Source organism: Sorangium sp. So ce726 (assembly GCF_051521405.1).
In the GTDB taxonomy this organism is placed as follows: Bacteria; Myxococcota_A; Polyangia; order Polyangiales; family Polyangiaceae; genus Sorangium.
The window spans coordinates 9,849,726-9,867,792 of record NZ_CP150349.1; the positions used below are offsets into that span (position 1 = coordinate 9,849,726).

General features: G+C 69.0%; 16 protein-coding genes. 8 read left to right on the forward strand and 8 right to left on the reverse strand.

Going from position 1 to position 18,067, the window contains the following annotated elements:
- The first annotated feature begins 72 nt into the window (after positions 1–72).
- Positions 73–768, forward strand: coding sequence for a Mut7-C RNAse domain-containing protein (locus tag WME79_RS36650; RefSeq protein ID WP_437524673.1), 696 nt, complete (start codon positions 73–75; stop codon positions 766–768).
- A gap of 295 nt (positions 769–1,063) precedes the next feature.
- On the forward strand, positions 1,064–2,920 hold the full coding sequence (locus WME79_RS36655; protein ID WP_437524676.1) for a glycoside hydrolase family 15 protein: 1,857 nt from the start codon (positions 1,064–1,066) through the stop codon (positions 2,918–2,920).
- Here the strand turns inward: WME79_RS36655 and WME79_RS36660 are convergent.
- Positions 2,863–3,342 carry a hypothetical protein gene (locus WME79_RS36660; protein ID WP_437524679.1) on the reverse strand — a complete coding sequence of 160 codons (480 nt, stop codon included), beginning with the start codon at positions 3,340–3,342 and terminating at the stop codon, positions 2,863–2,865. The two genes, WME79_RS36655 and WME79_RS36660, sit on opposite strands and share 58 nt — an antisense overlap.
- Before the next feature lie 175 nt (positions 3,343–3,517).
- Here WME79_RS36660 and WME79_RS36665 point away from each other — a divergent pair, with 175 nt between their 5' ends.
- Both WME79_RS36665 and WME79_RS36670 read left to right on the forward strand, forming a co-directional pair.
- Positions 3,518–4,162, forward strand: a complete 645-nt coding sequence (locus WME79_RS36665; protein WP_437524682.1) for a hypothetical protein — start codon at positions 3,518–3,520, stop codon at positions 4,160–4,162.
- A gap of 165 nt (positions 4,163–4,327) precedes the next feature.
- Complete coding sequence (locus WME79_RS36670; protein WP_437524685.1) at positions 4,328–5,137, forward strand: hypothetical protein; 810 nt, start codon at positions 4,328–4,330, stop codon at positions 5,135–5,137.
- Positions 5,138–5,318: 181 nt separating this feature from the next.
- Here WME79_RS36670 and WME79_RS36675 read toward each other — a convergent pair whose 3' ends face one another.
- The gene (locus tag WME79_RS36675; RefSeq protein WP_437524688.1) at positions 5,319–5,783 is read right to left on the reverse strand and encodes a hypothetical protein; all 465 of its coding nucleotides are present in this window, start codon (positions 5,781–5,783) and stop codon (positions 5,319–5,321) included.
- Between the two features lie 206 nt (positions 5,784–5,989).
- Between WME79_RS36675 and WME79_RS36680 the strand changes: the two genes are divergently transcribed.
- Positions 5,990–6,535, forward strand: coding sequence for a hypothetical protein (locus WME79_RS36680; RefSeq protein WP_437524691.1), 546 nt, complete (start codon positions 5,990–5,992; stop codon positions 6,533–6,535).
- A 192-nt stretch (positions 6,536–6,727) separates the two neighbouring features.
- Entirely contained in the window at positions 6,728–7,264 is a 537-nt protein-coding gene (locus WME79_RS36685; protein WP_437524693.1) for a hypothetical protein, read from the forward strand.
- A 276-nt stretch (positions 7,265–7,540) separates the two neighbouring features.
- Here the strand turns inward: WME79_RS36685 and WME79_RS36690 are convergent, their stop codons facing one another.
- From WME79_RS36690 to WME79_RS36705, 4 genes are all read right to left on the reverse strand, one after another.
- Entirely contained in the window at positions 7,541–8,254 is a 714-nt protein-coding gene (locus WME79_RS36690; protein ID WP_437524695.1) for a hypothetical protein, read from the reverse strand.
- A gap of 131 nt (positions 8,255–8,385) precedes the next feature.
- Positions 8,386–10,005: an MYXO-CTERM sorting domain-containing protein gene (locus WME79_RS36695; protein WP_437524697.1), complete on the reverse strand. Its 1,620-nt coding sequence runs from the start codon at positions 10,003–10,005 to the stop codon at positions 8,386–8,388.
- Between the two features lie 462 nt (positions 10,006–10,467).
- The gene (locus WME79_RS36700) at positions 10,468–11,403 is read right to left on the reverse strand and encodes a hypothetical protein (protein ID WP_437524700.1); all 936 of its coding nucleotides are present in this window, start codon (positions 11,401–11,403) and stop codon (positions 10,468–10,470) included.
- 353 nt (positions 11,404–11,756) lie between these two features.
- Positions 11,757–12,782 carry a hypothetical protein gene (locus tag WME79_RS36705; protein ID WP_437524703.1) on the reverse strand — a complete coding sequence of 342 codons (1,026 nt, stop codon included), beginning with the start codon at positions 12,780–12,782 and terminating at the stop codon, positions 11,757–11,759.
- 493 nt (positions 12,783–13,275) lie between these two features.
- On the opposite strand from WME79_RS36705, the gene WME79_RS36710 reads away from it, so the two are divergent.
- Positions 13,276–14,742 carry a protein kinase domain-containing protein gene (locus WME79_RS36710; protein ID WP_437524706.1) on the forward strand — a complete coding sequence of 489 codons (1,467 nt, stop codon included), beginning with the start codon at positions 13,276–13,278 and terminating at the stop codon, positions 14,740–14,742.
- A 160-nt stretch (positions 14,743–14,902) separates the two neighbouring features.
- On the opposite strand, the gene WME79_RS36715 is transcribed toward WME79_RS36710, so the two are convergent.
- Both WME79_RS36715 and WME79_RS36720 read right to left on the reverse strand, forming a co-directional pair.
- On the reverse strand, positions 14,903–16,210 hold the full coding sequence (locus WME79_RS36715; RefSeq protein WP_437524709.1) for an extracellular catalytic domain type 1 short-chain-length polyhydroxyalkanoate depolymerase: 1,308 nt from the start codon (positions 16,208–16,210) through the stop codon (positions 14,903–14,905).
- 259 nt (positions 16,211–16,469) lie between these two features.
- Positions 16,470–17,312, reverse strand: a complete 843-nt coding sequence (locus WME79_RS36720; RefSeq protein ID WP_437524712.1) for an AraC family transcriptional regulator — start codon at positions 17,310–17,312, stop codon at positions 16,470–16,472.
- 71 nt (positions 17,313–17,383) lie between these two features.
- Here WME79_RS36720 and WME79_RS36725 point away from each other — a divergent pair, with 71 nt between their 5' ends.
- A complete protein-coding gene (locus WME79_RS36725) occupies positions 17,384–18,058 on the forward strand; it encodes a glutathione S-transferase family protein (protein WP_437524715.1) in 675 nt (224 codons plus the stop codon).
- The last annotated feature ends 9 nt before the right edge of the window (positions 18,059–18,067 follow it).

The window sequence follows — 18,067 nt, forward strand, 5'->3', positions numbered from 1 at the left end:
GGGCGCGTGGGGATTTCGCGAGCGGCGCCCTTGCCGCCCGCTGGCCTTCCGCCATCCTGAGCGCAATGGGGCGTGCTCGTGGGTGAGGCGGGCGGCGGAGCCGATCCGGCGCAGGGCGGCGCGGCTCCGGCGCAAGGGAGCAGCGCGGCCCCGGCGCAGGGCGGCGTGGCGGCGCAGGGTGGCACGGCTCCGGCGCAGGGCGGCGCGGCCCCGGCGCAGGGCGGCGTGGCGGCGCAGGGCGGCGCGGCGGCGCCGAGCTTCCTGTGCGACGCGATGCTGGGCGGCCTGTCGCGCTGGCTGCGCGGCGCAGGCTACGACGCCATGTTCGAGCACGGCATCGACGACGGCGATCTCGTGCGCCTCGCGCAGCAGACCGGCCGGGTGCTGCTGAGCTCCGACGCCGGCGTGTTCGAGCGGCGCTCCCTGCGCACCGCGGCCGTGCGCGGGCTCTATGTGCCGCGCGGGCTGCGGCCGACGGAGCAGGCCGGCTTCGTCCTGCGGGAGCTCGGGCTGCCCGTGCGGGACCCCCGCTGCATGGCGTGCGGCGGCGCGCTCACGGCCGCCACGAAGGACAGTGTCCGGGATGCGGTGCCGGCGGTGGTGGCGGATCGGCACGACGAGTTCTGGCGGTGCGATCGATGCGGCAAGGTCCTGTGGAAGGGCAGCCACTGGGATGGCATCGTCGCCGGATTGGCCGCTGCGGCCGGCGTGGCCGCCGCGGCCGAGGCTCCTGCACCACCGGCGGGCGGCCGAAAGCCTCCGCCGTGAGGCGGTGGGCGAGCAGCATTGATTCGTCGGCCAGGACCGCCCGCGTTCTGTAGATTGATACGTAAGTGGGAAGGGGTGCGAGGATGCCCGCGAGATGCCGTGATCCGGAACACGCCTCGCAGGCGAGCGTCGTGCCGTCCCGCCACGACGGCCTTGATGAGCTTTCTTGCTTGCGGAATGAGCGAGCGAACGCGTTGAGACATGGCGCTGCGGACGCGGATCGGATCAGGCAGTCTGGGCGGCGAACGATCAGCTCGAGGATTGCGGTCCAGACACGGACATGCATAGTGTAGCGATGTCAGCTCCGCTCGAACATTACGGCCTCATCGGTGACACGACCACGGTCGGTCTGGTCTCGCGTTACGGCTCGCTCGACTGGCTCTGCCTGCCACGCATCGACTCCGACGCGTGTTTCGCGAAGCTGCTCGGACGCGACGACCACGGCTACTGGACCATCCGGCCAGCCACGGCGATACGAAGCTTGGAGCGGCGCTATCGGCGGGACACGCTGGTCCTTGAGACCGAGTTCGCCTGCGAGAGCGGCCGCGTGCGCCTGATCGACTTCATGCCCCCAGGCGTCGCCTCGCACGATGCCACCCGGCTCGTCGACGGAGCCCACGACGTCATCCGGATCGTCGAAGGAATCGAGGGCGAAGTCCCGATGCACTCCGATCTGAGGGCGCGGTTCGGTTACGGCTGCGTGATCCCGTGGATCCAGTGTGACGGCGGCCGAGCGACGCTCACGTCTGGACCCGCCGCGCTTGCGTTCAGCAGCCCAGCATCGCTTGCCCCCGACTGGAACGCCGCCCGATTGGAGACGAACTTCGTCGTCCGCGCGGGTCAGCGCCTGCCGTTCACTCTCGAGTTCTATCCGTCGCATGAACACGCGCCGTCGCACCCCGTCGACGCGGAGCAGGAGCTCGCGCGAACCGAGCGTCACTGGCGAGAGTGGGCGGGCCGTTGTCGCTACCAGGGCCGCTGGCGTGATGCCGTCGTGCGGTCGCTCCTTACGCTGAAGGCGCTCACCTATGCGCCTACGGGTGGGATCGTGGCGGCGCCGACCACGTCCTTGCCGGAGGAGCTCGGCGGCGTTCGCAACTGGGACTATCGCTACTGCTGGTTGCGCGACTCCACGCTCACGCTCGACGCCCTGATGCGCGGCGGGTATCTCGAGGAAGCGCAGGCCTGGCGCGACTGGCTCATGCGCGCGGTCGCCGGCGCTCCTGCGCAGCTGCAGATCATGTACGGCGTGGCCGGGGAGCATCGGCTCACCGAGATCGAGCTGCCGTGGCTCCCGGGATACGAGGAATCGAGGCCGGTGCGGATCGGCAACGGCGCATACGATCAGTTTCAACTCGACGTCTACGGCGAGGTGCTCAACACGCTCTACGATGCCCGCGCGCACGGCCTGCCGGATCTGCCGCACACCTGGGACCCTATCGTGGAGATCGTGGACTTCGTCGAGAAGTCCTGGCAGCGGCCGGACGAAGGCATCTGGGAGATACGCGGGGGGAAGCAGCTGCACTTCACGCACTCGAAGCTGATGACCTGGGTGGCCGTGGATCGCGCCGTACGCATGATCGAGGAGTTCGGTGTAGGCGGACAGCATCGACTGGAGAAGCGGCTCCAGCGCTGGCGCGCGTTGCGCGAGGAGATCCGCATCGACCTGCTCGAGCGCGGATTCAACTCGCGCGTCGGGGCTTTCACTCAATCGTACGGCTCGGAGGCCCTCGACGCCAGCGTGCTCCTGATCCCGCACATGGGCTTCCTGGCCGCCAATGATCCTCGCATGCTGTCCACCGTCGCGGCGATCGAGAAGGGCCTCACCCGGGATGGCCTCGTCCTGCGCTACGCGACGGAAACGGGGGTGGACGGTCTGCCGGGGGACGAAGCGACCTTCCTCATCTGCAGCTTCTGGCTCGCCGACAACTATGCGATGGCCGGTCGCCTCGACGACGCGGAGGCGCTCCTCGATCGCCTGGTCTCCCTCTGCAATGATGTCGGCCTGCTCGCCGAGGAGTACAGCCCCGAGCTGCGCCGCCAGCTCGGCAATTTCCCACAGGCGTTCTCTCACGTCGGGCTCGTCAACACCGCTCACATCATCGATGCAAAGAGAGCCGGGAAGGAAGTGTCCTTGCCATCCGCGGCGTAGGTTATGGGACACAGCGGGCCCCCTGGGCCGATCTCGAAGGTGAGGTGATCCAGGGTGAGATGCTTGTCATCGACATAAGCGATGCCGATCGAGGGCCCGCCGGCGCTCCCGCCGCCCCAGCCGCCGCCCCTTGGCCGGGCGCTCCCGTACCGCCGTGGCCACCGGACACGCCTTCCCACCCCAGCCTCGGTGAGGTGTCCACCCCAGCCGCCGGCGCCGGGCGCGCCCGGCGCGCCGTCTTCCCCATCGCGGCCGAGCTGGCACGCGGCGCGGTCCTTCGCGCCTGTTTGGTCGCCGCACGCGCTCGTCACGGCGGGCGCGTCGGTCACGGTGGCTACCGAGCAGGCGTCCTTCCCGATCGCGCCGTTCTCCCCGTGCAATGGCAGTGCGTGCGAGTCGTCGCCGTCCCGCTTCCTCCACATTCAGAACCGAACGGCGCTGCGCCGCTTGCCGCCAGCTCGTCCGCCGCTCGCTTGTGGCGGGAGAGCGCGCGTGCTACGCGGCTGGACGCTTGGCAGTGTTGCCGAATGCGACCCGCCATGTTTCAGAGCCGGTGCGATAGCGAAGCGAGCGACTTAAGGGGCGGAGGTGGTCGTGATGGCGAAGCGAGCGACTCAAGGGGCGGCGGCGGTCGTGCTCATGGGGCTGGCCGGATATGCGGTGGTTCCCGGATGCGTCATCCGGGTGGGCCCGGGAGATGAGGACGGGGCATGGCCTAGCTCCAGCGACCGGGACAGCGTCCCCGAGGGCGGTGCGGGCGGCAGCATCCCCGTCGACGACGGCACGGGCGGTAGCAGCACCGCTGGCGACGGTACCGGCGGCAGCAGCTCCGTTGATGACGCGAGCGTCAGCCCGGAGGAGCAGCAGCTGGGCGAGGAACTCTATGCTCAACTTGACCCAGAGGAGCTGGCGTTCGCCTCCGCCCTGGCCGGGAACATGACGTGCGCGTTGGCCGGCGCGGTCGAGACTGCGCAGATCGATCCGACCGCGATCGATGACGAGACGCTCAGGGCGCTCCTGGAACAGTACGCGCCGGGAGCGATGGATCAGGCGCGGGCATGGCTTTCGAGCACCGACCCGTCGATGCTCGCGTATACGTTGACTCCGAAGTACGAGTGCGCGAGAGACTTTGCCTGCAAGTACACTTCGGAATGCCAGCAGGGATACATTCCTGCCGTCCGCCATATCTGCTTTGTTGACGATTGCGGGAAAGCGAAGTGCCCACCTGCCCGGGCTTCGTGAACGAGATCCTGCAGAACGTCGTGATACGGTCGTGGTGCTCTTATGTTTGCATCCAGCTCGGGACATCGCCACCCGAGGTCGTTGCCGTCGGGGCCGGCGCCATCTCGGCGCTCAGGGACACGTTCTTCGGACCCATCTGCATCGCTCATCCGTGAGCAGGAACCGATGACCATGACGTTTAATCGGCCGAGAGAGCCGCGCGCCTTCCAGCAGATATCGGACCGTGACAACGAGGCCGAGGCATTCAACAACGCCGTGCATCTGATGGCTGAGATGACCTCGGCCCGTAGGCTGTCGACCCTCGAGAGACAACCGACGCCATCGGAGCTCCTCGCGGCGCTCGACCTCTACATCGCGATCGATCCGCTCGAGAATAGCCGTGAGCGAGCGCGCGAGCTCCGGCAGGCGGCTCTTACCTGGAGAGAAGGCGACGAGGTCCCGCAGGCGGTCCACGAGGCAGCTCGGCGATTCATCCTCTCCATCGGCGGGAGGGAACCCCCGTGCGGCTGGGAGAACGACGACGGCTACCGGATGCGCGCGATCGAGCGCGACACGGACGAAGCGGAGCCGCCGCCCGAAATGAAAGCAGCGGCCGCGCCGCGGAGCTCCAGCGATGCGTCGAAGAAGGCGGCCCGGCTGGCCCAGGCGGTCGCGGGCGCCGTGAACATCGCCGGCGCGCTTGCCTCGCCGCGCTTGTGGGCCAAGGCGACGTCGTGGCCGTCGCGAGAGCACCTGGTCGAGCACGTGGACCAGCTCCTGTCCGCCTTCGGAACGGAGCTCGATCAGCAGAAATTCGCCGCGCCCGCCCGGAGGCTTCGCGCGCTGCTGTCGGCCTGGGAGCCGGGGCCCGAGATCCCCGCCGACATCTCGGCGGCCGCCCGCGAGCTCCTCGCCGCGCTGGGAATCCAAGAGCCTCCCGGCGGGTGGGACGCGCCCGAGGGGCCGCTGGAAGGGCCGAGCAACGACAACGCATAAGGCATGCTCGTCGGCGGCGCTGCACGTGACGCGAGCACACGACGCGCGGTGGACGTTCCCGCCGCGGAGAGCGACCATGGGAGCGGCCATCAATACAGCGGCTGGTGCTGGGGCGAGGCGCTCGTCCTACCCTGCTCCCGATCGGGCAGGGGAACCGGTCGCGGCGCTCCCGCGCGCGAACCTACAGCGAGAAGCGCATCGTCTCGGCGGCGAAGCCGTCGCTGCCTCTGTTCGCCTTGTCGCGCGTCTCGTCGAACACATCCGCGACGCCGCCCGGGCCCCCTTCGCCGATCTCGAACGCGACGCGATCCAGGGTGAGTTGCTCGTCGTCGGCATAGGCGATGCCGATCGAGGGCCCGCCGGAGCCCCCGCCGCCGTAGCCGCCCTTGCCGCCCCAGCCGCCGTAGCCTCCTCGGCAAGCGTGTGCGCCGCCCAGGTCCGGCGCCTGCCCCGGTGTGAGCTTCCCCCAGCCCGTCGAGCTGGCCTTCGCGCACCCTCGGCCTCCGGAGCCGCCCCAGCCCGTGACGACGGGCGTTTCCCGCAGCGTCGGCTTGCTGCCCGGGTGGGCGAAGATCTCGATGCTCGCGCCGCCGCAGTCGCCTGTCCGGCCCTTGCCACCTCCCGTCGTTGCCGCCGCGACGCCCATCGCCGGTGATGATCGCAGTCTTGTCCACCGGGACGTGAGCGTGCAAGGCGACGATCCCGAAGCTACCGCATCCGTCGCCGCCTCCCCGGCCACTACGCCCCGCAGCCGCCGCCCCCGCCCGAGCCGCTGGACGGCAGATCGGTTTACGTTCCCTTCTCCCTTCGATAGTCTCCGGCTTGGGAGGTGAGGAGATGATGAGGCATTTGTTGAGCCTCGCTGTCGCCCTCGTACTCGTGGGGATCAGCGCCGCGCTTGCAGTTCCGGCGTGCACCATCCGGCTGCAGCAGGGGAACGGGGACGAGACCGGAGACCGGGAGGTTGAGCCGTCCGGCGATGACGAGCAGGCAGACCCCGGCGGGGCCTGCCTACCGTCGGAGGATGAGCTTCCGTCCGAGGATGAAGAAGAGGTCGCCGCGTTCGAGGAAGTGCTCGCGCGCGCCGATCCGTATGAGCTTGCGCTCCTGGATCTCAAGACGCAATACGCCGCGTCTGCGCTGGCCGGGGTGGTGGAGGACCAGGTTGGGGAGGCCCCGGAAGCCGTCGATCCCGCCATTGTCCAGCAGATCATTGACGCATACACGCCGATCGTGTGGGACCAGGCCGAGCAGTGGGTCAACACGCTCGACCCTCGACTGTCGAGCTCGCGCGGATTACGCCGAGGGAGGACTGCGTCGACAAATGGGACTTCGGCTGCAAGCGCAAGTCCTACTGCGATTTCAAGGATGGCAAGACCTACGGCACCTGCATCGTGACGGGATGCGGTGAGGGCAGGTGTCCGGTTTGTCCTCGGTTTCTGGACCTGGACGCGCTCATCATCAAGGAATGGTGCAGTTACACCTGCGCGCGCGACAGGCAGATCGTCGGCATCAAAGTCCAATGGTATTTCTCGCTCTTTGGAAATATGAGGAATGTTGGCCGCTTGACACCCCCGTCCCCTTGGAGCCATGAAACGCATGGTTGACGAGAAGCACGACACGATCGACAACGACGCCCTACTTCGCATGGCGTTCGAGCAGATGGCCAAGAAGCGGCCCGATGGCACGTCCCCGCTCTCGGACATGGTGAATTCGAGTCATGCGCTGCAGTGGCTGATCTGCCTGGCGGCGCCGCGCGTCTTCTTGCGGATGAAACGGATGCCCCCGCGCGAGCATCTGCTCCGCATGGTGGATCTCTTCCTCGCCTACGCCCGGCGAGGAGGGCCCAAGGGGGTGGATCCGGACTCCCCGCCCGTACCGTACGAGCAACGCGAGCCGCTCGCGCTGAAGTTGCGCGCGCAGCTCGAGACCTGGTCGCCTCCCGGACTTCCCGCAGAGATCAGCGAAGCCGCGCGGGCGGTCCTCCACGCGGATGGCCAACACGAGCCTCCGGGCGGCTGGGACGAGGCGGACGACCCGACATGGCGCCCAGAGGAAGAGCTCCTCTGGCCGGAGGGCGTACCCGCCGCGATGAGGCCCAGCGACCCAGGCGCCCGCGACAAGTGACCAGGGGTCCCAGTCGCCTTTGTAATCCAGGCTTCCGGTCTGTACCCTCAGCACGGCGTACAAGCGGCGCACGAGAGCGCTCCACGGCGCGCAGGAAGCGCTCGCGAGGCGCCTCGCTGCGGAGGAGGAGCGCTACACGAAGCCCCGGGTTCACACACGACCATGTGGCAAGGTGAAGCAGCGAGAGAAAGAGCAGCCTCGCGAAACCGGACCCGATTACCGGCAGGCAGCTCGGCAGCCCCGAGAAACCGGATCCGGTCGCCGGCAAGCAGCTGGCTACAGGCACGTATTGTCGACGACCACGCCGGTCTCCTGGAAGCGCACGGTCCCCGGCTCCCCGTCGAGCGTGACGGTGATATCCATGTCGATGATGCACGGGATGCCGGTGTTCGGCTCAGCCTCCCACGACATCGTCCCGGTGGCCCCGGTCACGACATAAGCGCGCTCGTCGGGGGGCGGCATGCCCGGCTCGGTGCAATCGCCCATCTGGTCGGTGAGCGCCACGTCCAGCACGCCCCAGAGGTCCTCCAGCGCGATCCCGGCATAGAGCGGATCGCTATCTGCGAACGCCGCGATCGAGATCGCCAGACATCGATCTTCTCGCAGGTCGACGTGGTGCACGTAGACACGGTCGTGATCGGCGATCACGTAATCTGCGCTTGCGCACACCGTATCCCTCGACGCGTTCACCCCGGCTGCGTGCGCCATGCACTCATTGCAATAGGTGCGCTGATCGCACCCGCAGATCCCCTGACATTCGTCCGGACATTCCCCGACCCTCGGCCTCGGTGTGCATTCGCCCTGCGCCTCTGCGGCGCACGTCGTGTCGGGCGTCGCGCAGTACTCCGTCTCGCCGCAGGTCGCTCCCGCGCTCCCTCCGCAGGCGACCGGCGCTGCGCCGCCGCTTCCGCCTCCGCCGTCGCCGGTCGTACCGCCGCCAGTGCTGCTGCTCGTGCTGCCGCCCGCGCCGCCCGCTCCGATCGGCGACACGTTTTCATCATCGCTGCAGGCGGCGAGGAGGAGTCCGCACAGCACGGAGCCAAGGAGTTCATGTCTCATGAACGGACTATGCCATGCCCGCTCGCCGGAGAGGAGCGGGCGCGGCGGTGTCATGTCCCTGCCTATCCCCGAACCTCTTTCCCCTCCGCGAAAGCGCCGCCGCGCTGCCGCCGGCGGATCGCGCCGGCCAGCGCCAGCGCGATCGCCGCGAGCGGCGCTCCGAGCGAGCCGTGCGCGCCGGCCACGGTGCAGCCGCAGCCGCCGTCCGCGCCAGAGCCGCCCGCGGCAGCCCCGCCCGAGCCGCCGCCGCCCGAGCCGCCGCCGACGCCGCCGCTGCCCCCCGTGGCGCCGCTGCTGGCCGGATCCGTGAGGCCGCCGCCCGCGCCGGAGTCCAGGCTCGCGCCCGTCGAGCCATGGGCGCCGCTGGCCGCCGTCGTGCTCGTGTCCTCCACGCAGGCGCCGCCGGCGCAGGTCTGCCCGCTCGGGCACACCGCTCCAGCGCACGAGTCCACGCACGCACCCGCGTCGCAGCGCTGTCCAGGCGGGCACTCGACGCCAACACAGGCCGACTCTCTGCAAAGCCCGCTCGCCTCCTCGCACGCGCGCCCGCTCGGGCACGGCGTGCACGGGCACTCCGGCTTGCACACGCCGCCGTCACAGACCGTGCCCTCCTCGCAAGTCACGTTGCTGCACGGGTCGACGCAGACCCCGACCCGGCACACCGTCGGGGACGGGCACTGCACTCCATCACAAGGCGCGCGGCACCGCCCGCCGACGCACACCTCCCCCACGTCGCAGGGGACCTCGGCGCAGGCTGGCTCGACGCAGAACCCCGCGGCATTGCATGCCTTGTCCGGCGGGCACACGAACTCGCCCCTGCCGCACGCCTGCACGCACACGCCCCGATCGCAGACATGCTCCGGCGGGCAGAGCTCGCCTTCGTCGGTGGTGCCGTTGCAGTCGTTGTCGAGCCCATCGCAGGTCTCCTGCGACGACGGTACGAGCCCCTGGCAGGTGAGCCCATCCGCCGCGCACTGGGTCACCCCTGGCGCGCACACGCCGGGCAGCCCGGTGTCGCACGGCTCGCCGCCGCCGGTGCAGGTGAGGCCGCTGAAGAAGTAGACATAATCGTTGTAGTCGCCGTCATTGTTGAAATCGCCGGGGTTCGGGCCGACGCTGCCATCCTCGAAGGCGACGTAGAACGCGTTGGGCGTCACCGTCGAAGCGTAGATGACGGCGGTGACCCAAGGCCCAGGCGTGGTACAGCCCGTGCACACCTGATTCCACCGCTGCTCGGAGTAGTGGATCTGCGAGCCGAGGAGCGCGAAGCCGATCTGCCCGCCCGCATAGGCTAGATCGCTCCGGATATCCGCGGCGGTGATAACGGTGCCGACCTGGGCGCCGGCGGGGACGATCTCGTGGATGTCGCCGCGCGCCGGCGGCGCCGCGGCAGCAGGGTCGACGTTGTACCAGCCGACCCCGAGGCGAGACCCGGTCTGCCTGAGCACCAGCTCCGCCGTGAAGCCGCAGAGCGGCGAGAACGTGGATGGCTCGGTGTTCCCATCGGCCTGGTAGTCGAGCGCCTCTCCCCGATTGTCGAACAGGGTGTAGAGCTGGACCTCGTTGTTCCTCGAGTCCTGCGGCATGACGCTGCCGTTCGGCTGCGTGACCAGCGCACTCGCGGTAAGCGACGAGAGGCCGATGGAGAGAGCTCCCGCAAGAGTCAAAGCATACTTCATCATCTGGTGATACAGAGACGCGCGCCCCAGCGTCAACGGAAACATTCCATGACAGCGGACGGACGAAATGTCGGGGGCCTGCCTACAACACCGCTCCACCGACGCTCATGAGCGTGCAAGCCTCTGCGCTCGCGGCGGCCACAACCCGAGTCGAACGGCCATCATTTCTCGGGGCAGTGTGGCGCCGACCGCCGACGAGCTCGCTGGCGACGGCGTTCAGCCAGCCTCGCCTCGTTGACCGGCGCGGGTGGAGCTGGTGGCCCATTGCGGGGCGGCGCGCCTGCGCTGATCGTCGCGCGCATCACCACGAGGCACGCAATGACAGGATCGTTGAACAAGGAGAAGGCGCGTCGCGCCGCGTCGCACCGGGACAGGCGTGCGGCCTCTGCGTCGTCGCCTGTCCCGAAAAGGCCATCCAGCTGGTGGCGGCGCAGGACGCGGGGTGAGCGCCGCCGGCCCGCGCGCTCAGGCGACGCTGCGCGCGGGCCCGGACGCGGGCGCGGCGCCGTACGCGGCGCGATAGCGCTCGTACCGCTCGAGCAGCTCGCCCGTGGTCTTGGGCATCGGCACGCGTGCGCGTGTGATGTACGAGATCACGTTCTTGCCATGGACGACCAGCTCGACGCCCTGGGCCGCCTGCTCCCGCTCGTGGGGCGAGGCGTCCGCGCCGAGCAGCGGCTGGAAGCCGGCGAGCTTCTCCGCCGACACGACGAACGACGTCCAGACCTCGAAGATGTCGTCGTCGGTGCGCAGCGTCTCGCACTTGACCTTGGCCGCGTGCGCGAACTCGCGGGCCAGGCGGTCCAGCCCGGCGAACAGCGGCGAGCCCGCGAAGGTGGCGATCATCGCGTCGCGAATGCCGTCGATCGCCCTCATGCTCTGGGCGATCTTGACATACCGGCTGTTGTAGAACGCCTCGATCGGGAACGAGAACGCCTTGAAGGGCTCGCCCCAGAGCTCGTCGAGCCCCTCCTCGCCGCTGCGGTGGAGCACCATCTTCCCGAGCGTCAGCGCCTCGAGGAGGTGCTCTCCGCACTCGCGCATCAGGGCGTTGTCGGGCTCGATGGTGACGCCGAGCTCCTGGATCTCGACGAGCTTGGTGAAGATATCCGTCGCTCGATTGAAGATCGCGCCCGCGAGCATGGCGGCTTTGACCCGCTTCCGCTGCGGATCGGCCTCCGACTCGAAGGCGAGCCGCGCCTCGTCCAGCCGTTTTCCTGGGACGTTGATGCCGTGCTCGACGTGGTTGAACAGGCGCCGCGTCAGCGCCTCGATGAGGCGCTTCTTCGCGAGCAGCGTGTCGGCCGGCGCCTCGTAAGCCTTGATCCAGTAGCCGTAGTAGTAGACCCGCAGCTGGCCGTCGATGATCTGCTTCTTCCCGAGCGGTATCGCGCTTTCCATGGCCCGCCTCCGATCGGCTGCCAGGCGGCGCCCCTGCGCGGGAGGCGCGCGGGGGAGCATGCCCGTGCGACAGCCGAGTAGCATGGGCGCAAGGCGGCCCGCAAGGCGTGAGCGACGCGGTCCGGCGGAGTTCTCCGCCGGAAACCGGGACTTAACCGACAGGAAAGACAGCGGCTCGCGGGGCGTCGCCGCGGCCGAGCGCCGGCCCGGGCAGCGCGCGGGCGCGGTCGTTTCCCGGCAGGAGGGCCGAGCGCGAGCGGCTCACGACAGCAGGGCGTGCGGCGCCCGCCCCGCCGTGAAGCGACCGCGCCCGCTCCGTCGGTCTTCCGTCACACGCCCGCCGACCTCGGGAACTACTGCGCGCACCCCTCGAGCTCGGCCATCATGCGCCAGAAGGCCATGGCCTTGTTCTCGCAGGCGCCCTGGGTCGTGTGGGTGTGCTCGTATTCCGTGTTGCCGGACGTCTCCACATCGTATTGCGGGTGCTGCATCGGGATCTCGACGCCGTCCACCATCGCGGTGTGTCGCTCGCCGTCCGCGTGGACGTCGAGGTCCTCGAAGTCATAGAGGATCTTCCCATGATCCCGGCAGAAATCGCGGATCTGCTGGTTGCGCGCCGTGCGGTTCACGCCGTTGTACTCCTCGTCACCGGGCCCCGTCATGTAGATGAAGGTCACCTCCGGGAACTCCTGCCCGAGCGCGTCGAGCACGTCGAGGTACCGCTGCACGTCCTCCTCGGTCTGCTCGGAGATCTCCGAGGACCACGCCCACATCGAGTACCGGATCTCCGGGTGCTCTTCGAGGATGGTGCGCACGTCGCTGATCCCGGCCTCGGTCGCCCAGTACTCCTCGCCCGGGATGAGGTTGGTGTCGATCATCCCGTCCCACATCAGGAAGGCGCCTTCCTGCTGCGGGACATCGCAATACTCCGTCTCGAAGGCGTAGGCAGGGGTCTTCGCCTCGATGCTCTCGGCGCCGACGATGATCTGGAAGCCGTGTGAGCGGTGGGCGTAATGGAAGACGAAGTCCCCCGACTTGAGCGCCTCGGTGCAGCTCGCCGGGATACCGTCCAGGCTCGCGTGCCGGTGGTCGAAGGTCCGCGCGTTCGCGGGATCGGGGTTGGGATCGCCGCCCGACGCCGTCGTCACCCCGCCGCTCGACGCCGACGTCGACGTCGATGCGCCGCCCGATCCCGTGGTCGACCCGCTGGTCGACGCGCCGCCCGACCCCGTGGTCGCCCCACCGCCCGACCCGGCGGTCGCCCCGCCGCCCGTTCCACTCTGGTCTGCCGGGCTGTCGTCTTCTCCGCAGGCCAGCACGCCGAGGGCGAGGGAGAGACCAGCAACGATGATAGTTGAATTGCAGAATAATTTGTTCATTGCAGTGTGGATTCTAGACGGAGGCAAGGGGATCGCAATAGCTCTCGCAGGCGGTCTCGTGCTGCCGCGCAGGGGTTCGGATGTGGGGGCGTCGTGGTCTCGGTCTCTTGCGGCGCGCGGGCGCCGGCGGACCGCCGCGCAGGCCCGGCGTGCTGCGCTGCGCAAGCGAGGCCCCCGGTGCGCCGCGCACCGGCGTCCAGCGTCGGCGCGCGCAGCGTCCGCGCTCGCCGTCGCCCCGAGCGCATCCCCGTCGTCGAACACCGCTGCTGTCAGGAACGTCACTCACCGACGGCGCTCTCGACGCCCGCGTCGGACCCGCACCTGCCACGGCGATCCGGGGAGCCATCTCGTGGCCGTGTCGAGCCCGAGGCGCCCGGAACGTGGCGCACAAAAGGATAATCCATCTGACATCTCCCGGCTCATCGTGGCCGGCGCCTTTCCTATCCTGTACGCTCCCCTCACCTCCCTCGGCTATCAGGAGGAAGCCATCACCATGCAGTTCGCTCCGGATTCCGTCGTAGGTGGGAAGTATCGTCTCGAACGACCGCTCTCGCACGGCGGGATGGGCTCGGTGTGGGTGGCGCGACACGTCAACTTGGGCTCTCTCGTCGCGGTCAAGTTCATGGACCCGACCTATGCTGCGTCATCGACGTTCCTCGCCCGCTTCGAGCGTGAAGCCAGGATCGCTGCGAGCCTTCAGAGCCCACACGTCGTCTACGTCCAGGACTTTGGCGTCGACGACGACACTCCATACCTCGTGATGGAGCTGCTTCAGGGCGAAGACCTGGGCACGCGCCTCCTGCACGTCGGCCGGCTCTCTCTCGTGGACGCCACCCTGATCCTGGTGCAGGCCGGCAAGGCCATCCGTCGCGCACACGACGCCGGCCTCGTCCATCGCGATCTCAAGCCTGCCAACCTGTTCCTCGTGCGCGTGGAGGGAGAGCAGGACGAGATCGTCAAGATCCTCGATTTCGGCATCGTCAAGGAGACCGGCGCGGCGCTGACGGAAGAGGTGACCCGTACCGGGGAGCTGCTCGGCTCGCCCCATTACATGAGCCCGGAGCAGGTCCGGGGCGAAAAGGACATCGACCAGCGCAGCGATCTCTGGTCGCTCGGGGTCATCCTCTTTTATGGCGTCACCGGCGAGCTGCCCTTTCAGGGGGCCCAGCTCGGCGCCGTGATCGCCAACATCCTGGTCGGTCCGGTGCCTAGCGCGTCCCTGATCGCGCCCGACCTGCCGCCGACGATCGATGCCTTCTTTGCGCGGGCGCTGGCCCGCGAGCGGGCGGATCGCTTCCAGTCGATCGGAGAGATGATGGGCGAGCTCCGCCGTATCGCTGGCATGGCGTCGCCATCGATTCCCGATCTGCAATCCCCGTGCTCTGGCGTGCCGAGCACCGCTCGGCCGAGGCTCAGCGGGACGATAGCGCTCGACGCCGCCAAGCTCGACGAGCCAGCGGCCGCGCCCCGCTCGGCGAGCCCCGGCACCCTGACCAGCGCCGGATCGACGGCGCAGGAGGCCGGACAGCAGCGGCCTCAGCGCGCGATGCTGGTGATCGGCGTCGCGATAACGATGCTGCTCGGCGCCAGCGTCAGCATCGCGCTCGGTCGGGGCGGAGCGAGCGGCGGGGGCGATGCGAAGGTCGCCTCGGCCGGCGCGCCGGCGTCGGAGGAGATCGCCGCCAGCGCGTCAGCAGAGGTCGAGCCCTCCCCGGAGCCGCTGGAGAGCGTGACGCCCGCGGTGCCCGCTGCGGAAGGGACGGGCTCGGCAGCGGACGTCGCCGGAGAGACCGCAGCGCGACCGGCGCCCCCGACGTCCACCAGGGCAGCGCGACCGCCGTCGAGCGCCACGCCCAGGGCACCGCATACGGCTGTCCCCGCTCCTGCCAGGAGGCCGCCGATCCCGCCGACGACCGCGCCAGGGCTCGACCGCGCACCGATTCCGGAGGTGCCTTTCTAGCGCGGAGACCCCTTGTTGGCATTCTTAGAAGAAAAAAAAATTGAACAGGGAGGCGGGGAGACGGGGAGATTGATGGGATTTCGCTCCCCGTCTCCCCGCCTCCCTGCGAATTTTCTCGAAATGGTCGAGGGGTTGCTTCAGCTCACCGGCAAGACACGTGTCAGCTCCGGGCGTTTCGCTGCCGGCGACGGAGCGTCAACAGCGCAAGGCCCATTGCGACGACCGCTGCGTACGAGCTCTTCGGCTTGGCATCGCCACTGACGACGGCGCACCCGCCCGTTTCACCCGATTCACCGGAAGAATCTGAGCCTGTGCCGGTGGTGGCGGCGCCAGCAGTGCCGCTCGAACCGCTCGAACCGCTCGTGCTGCTCGGGTCGCTGCCGCCCGTCGTGGTGACTTCGCCGCCGCCGGTGGGCTGCCCGCCAGAGCCGACGGTCACGCCCTCGCCTACGCTTCCGCCGTCACCCGAGGCGCCGCCGCTCCCCGCAGCAGGGCCGGCGCCGCCGACGTTCTGATCACCCCCGGAGCCGTCTCCCGAGCCACCCGTGCCGCCGCTGCCGGCAGCGTCGGAACAGTCGGTCTCTGGATCGGCGCCACCGGCCTTGTCGAGGCCGAAGAACGCGAGGATGGCGTCGCTATCGTACGGCATGGAGTGCGCGCCGTTTCTCCCTGACCAGGCCTCGAACACCGTGTAGCCACACTCGTTCTTCCAGAACTGGCGATCATAGGTGGTCCCGCCCGAGGTGATCATGTCGGTCGAGGTCGGGGTCTCGCTCAGCTCGAGGACGTTCGTCCATTCCTTGATCGCCTCGGCCTGGTTCTTGTAGTTGATCGTCGCGTCCGCCGTGCCGTGGAAGATCTGGAGGCGCGGGCGATGCCCCGTATACCCAGGAAACATCCCGCGAACCTGGTCTCCCCATTGCTGCGCCGACTTGCTCGTCCTGCCGCCCGCGCAGTTGTTGCTCCATTGCTGGCCCCCGTCGAAGCCGTCCGCCCAGCACCCGGCGGCCACCCCCGCCCTCGCCGCGCCGGCCCGGAAGATGTCCGGGTACACCGCCAGCATGGCTTGCGTCATCATCGCTCCGGACGAGCCGCCCATCACGTAGACGCGCTTCGGGTCGCCTTTGTACTTCTCGAGCGTGTACTTCACCATCTGGGCGACAGCCTGCGTGTCGCCGCCGCCGTCGTGGGTCAGGGATTTCGTTGTGCCCACGTCCCAGCAGTTCCGGCCGGTGGCTTCCGGAAGGATGATGATGAAGCCGTTCTTGTCGGCGCCCGCTTTGATGCCCGAGATGCTGTTGAAGAACGAGCTCACCGGCGTGCTGCACGAGTGACAGCCCACCACGATGGGCGGATTCTCGGCCAGCTTGTCCGGGACGTAGATGTTCATGTTGACGTAGCTCGGGACGCCGTTCGCTCCCCACGTCGCCCGGCTCACCGCCTGCACTGACGCCGCGTACACGGGCATGGCCGCGAACAGTCCCAAAGAGAACGACCCGACCACGAAAACGCGATTCTGAAATCGACGCATGTTCGATTACCTCTAAAGCTGGCGTCGCCGACGACGGCGCGCGATTGGCGCGTGGATGCTATCGATACAGGAACTTTGACGCAAGCGAGGAACTTTGACGCAAGCCGCTTTGGGTTCTTCCAGCTCGAGAAAATTGAACCAAGACCTTGCGCGTCATGAAGCCTTCTCACGCTGTGAATGGCCGTGAACCCGCAGCTCACCCCTTCACGCCGGGGGGGCCGCCTTTCAACCTCGCTGCTGCGCATCGCTCTGCATAGACGGCCGGTGTGAAGCCGACCTGGGCCTTGAATTCCCGGATCAGGTGCGCCTGATCATGATACCCGAGCTCCTGCGCGAGCGCCGCCCACGCGACGGGCGCGCCCGTGGCCACGCGCTCCGCGGCCTCCTGCACGCGTGACCGCAGGATGATCCACTTGGGCCCGACGCCGATGTACCGCTCGAACGCGCGGTGCAGCGTGCGGACCGAGACGCCCGCGATCCGGGCGAGATGCTCGGCGCGGTGGATGTCGCGGTCTTCCTGCGCGCGGACGGCGAGCGCCATGGCCTCGTCGAGCCCGGCGTCCTCCGGGCCCTTGCGCGCGCGCAGGAGCTCCTCCACGGCGCGGATCGCGACGGCGTCGTCCGGCTGGTCGAGCACGGCGCGCTCGAGCGGCCCGGCCGCGCTGCCGAAGATCTCGGCGAGGGGGACGACGCGGTCGACCAGCCGGCGCATGGGGAGGGGCGCGAACGGGAAGAAGCCGCCTGGCTTGAACTTCGTCGCGACGACGCGCCCCGTGCCCTCGAGCCGGACGACCTCGCGCCGGGTTCCGATGCCGTGCACCGCCGAGCCCGGCGCCTCGATGGCCAGGTTGACGCAGGGGTGCGGCAAGAGCTCCTGCTCGAACGGCGCGGTGAGCGACCAGCGGACGACCCAGTGCCAGTCGACGAGCCTGGCCAGCTCCGGCGCGGGCGCGTGGCGGTGCAGCTCGAAGCGCTGGAGACCCGCGGCCGGGTTCAGGATGCCGCGGGTGGGGTCCTCGGGGGTGATGCTCTGGCTCATGATCGCGCGTGGCGCTCTTTTACAATACCGCGCCTGGCCCGGGCAGTAGCGTCCGCCCCGGAGGCAGCAACATGGCTGATTCGACCACGACCCCGAGGGGCAACCTCGTCCTGTTCCATTCACCGAACTCGCGCTCGATGGGCACGCGCATCCTGCTCGAGGAGCTGGGCGCGCCCCACGAGCTCCGCGTGCTGAACATGAAGGGCGGGGAGCAGCGCAAGGCCCCTTACCTCGCCGTGAACCCGCTCGGGAAGGTGCCCGCGATCCTGCACGACGGCGCGCTCGTCACCGAGCAGGTCGCGATCGTCATTTACCTCGCCGATCTCTTCCCGGAGGCCGGCCTGACCCCGGCCATCGGGGATCCGCTGCGCGGGCCGTACCTCCGTTGGATCGCGTACTACGGCTCGTGCTTCGAGCCGGGCATCGTGGATCGGGCGATGAAGCGCGAGCCGGCCCCGGCCGCGATGTCTCCGTACGGAGATTTCGATACGATGTTCGGCGTGGTGGCAGAGGCGCTCCGGAAAGGGCCGTATCTGCTCGGCGATCGATTCTCGGCGGCCGACGTCCTCTGGGGCAAGGCGCTGGAGTGGATGGTGAAGTTCAAGCTCGTGCCCGAGCTGCCGGAGGTGAAGGACTACATCGCGCGGGTGTGCAACCGGCCGGCGTTCGCGCGGATCGCGGCGAAGGACGCAGAGCTCGCCGCGGCGCACGAGGCCGCGGCCGCGGCGGAGGCGCAGGCGAGCTGATCACCGCCC

What these genes read in the sequence shown, in the direction of transcription:
- WME79_RS36655 (WP_437524676.1), top strand. Translation starts at nt 1,064, where the DNA reads ATGTCAGCTCCGCTCGAACATTACGGCCTCATCGGTGACACGACCACG.
- WME79_RS36660 (WP_437524679.1), bottom strand. Translation starts at nt 3,342, where the DNA reads ATGTGGAGGAAGCGGGACGGCGACGACTCGCACGCACTGCCATTGCAC.
- WME79_RS36665 (WP_437524682.1), top strand. Translation starts at nt 3,518, where the DNA reads ATGGCGAAGCGAGCGACTCAAGGGGCGGCGGCGGTCGTGCTCATGGGG.
- WME79_RS36670 (WP_437524685.1), top strand. Translation starts at nt 4,328, where the DNA reads ATGACCATGACGTTTAATCGGCCGAGAGAGCCGCGCGCCTTCCAGCAG.
- WME79_RS36675 (WP_437524688.1), bottom strand. Translation starts at nt 5,783, where the DNA reads ATGGGCGTCGCGGCGGCAACGACGGGAGGTGGCAAGGGCCGGACAGGC.
- WME79_RS36685 (WP_437524693.1), top strand. Translation starts at nt 6,728, where the DNA reads ATGAAACGCATGGTTGACGAGAAGCACGACACGATCGACAACGACGCC.
- WME79_RS36695 (WP_437524697.1), bottom strand. Translation starts at nt 10,005, where the DNA reads ATGATGAAGTATGCTTTGACTCTTGCGGGAGCTCTCTCCATCGGCCTC.
- WME79_RS36700 (WP_437524700.1), bottom strand. Translation starts at nt 11,403, where the DNA reads ATGGAAAGCGCGATACCGCTCGGGAAGAAGCAGATCATCGACGGCCAG.
- WME79_RS36705 (WP_437524703.1), bottom strand. Translation starts at nt 12,782, where the DNA reads ATGAACAAATTATTCTGCAATTCAACTATCATCGTTGCTGGTCTCTCC.
- WME79_RS36710 (WP_437524706.1), top strand. Translation starts at nt 13,276, where the DNA reads ATGCAGTTCGCTCCGGATTCCGTCGTAGGTGGGAAGTATCGTCTCGAA.
- WME79_RS36715 (WP_437524709.1), bottom strand. Translation starts at nt 16,210, where the DNA reads ATGCCCGTGTACGCGGCGTCAGTGCAGGCGGTGAGCCGGGCGACGTGG.
- WME79_RS36720 (WP_437524712.1), bottom strand. Translation starts at nt 17,312, where the DNA reads ATGAGCCAGAGCATCACCCCCGAGGACCCCACCCGCGGCATCCTGAAC.
- WME79_RS36725 (WP_437524715.1), top strand. Translation starts at nt 17,384, where the DNA reads ATGGCTGATTCGACCACGACCCCGAGGGGCAACCTCGTCCTGTTCCAT.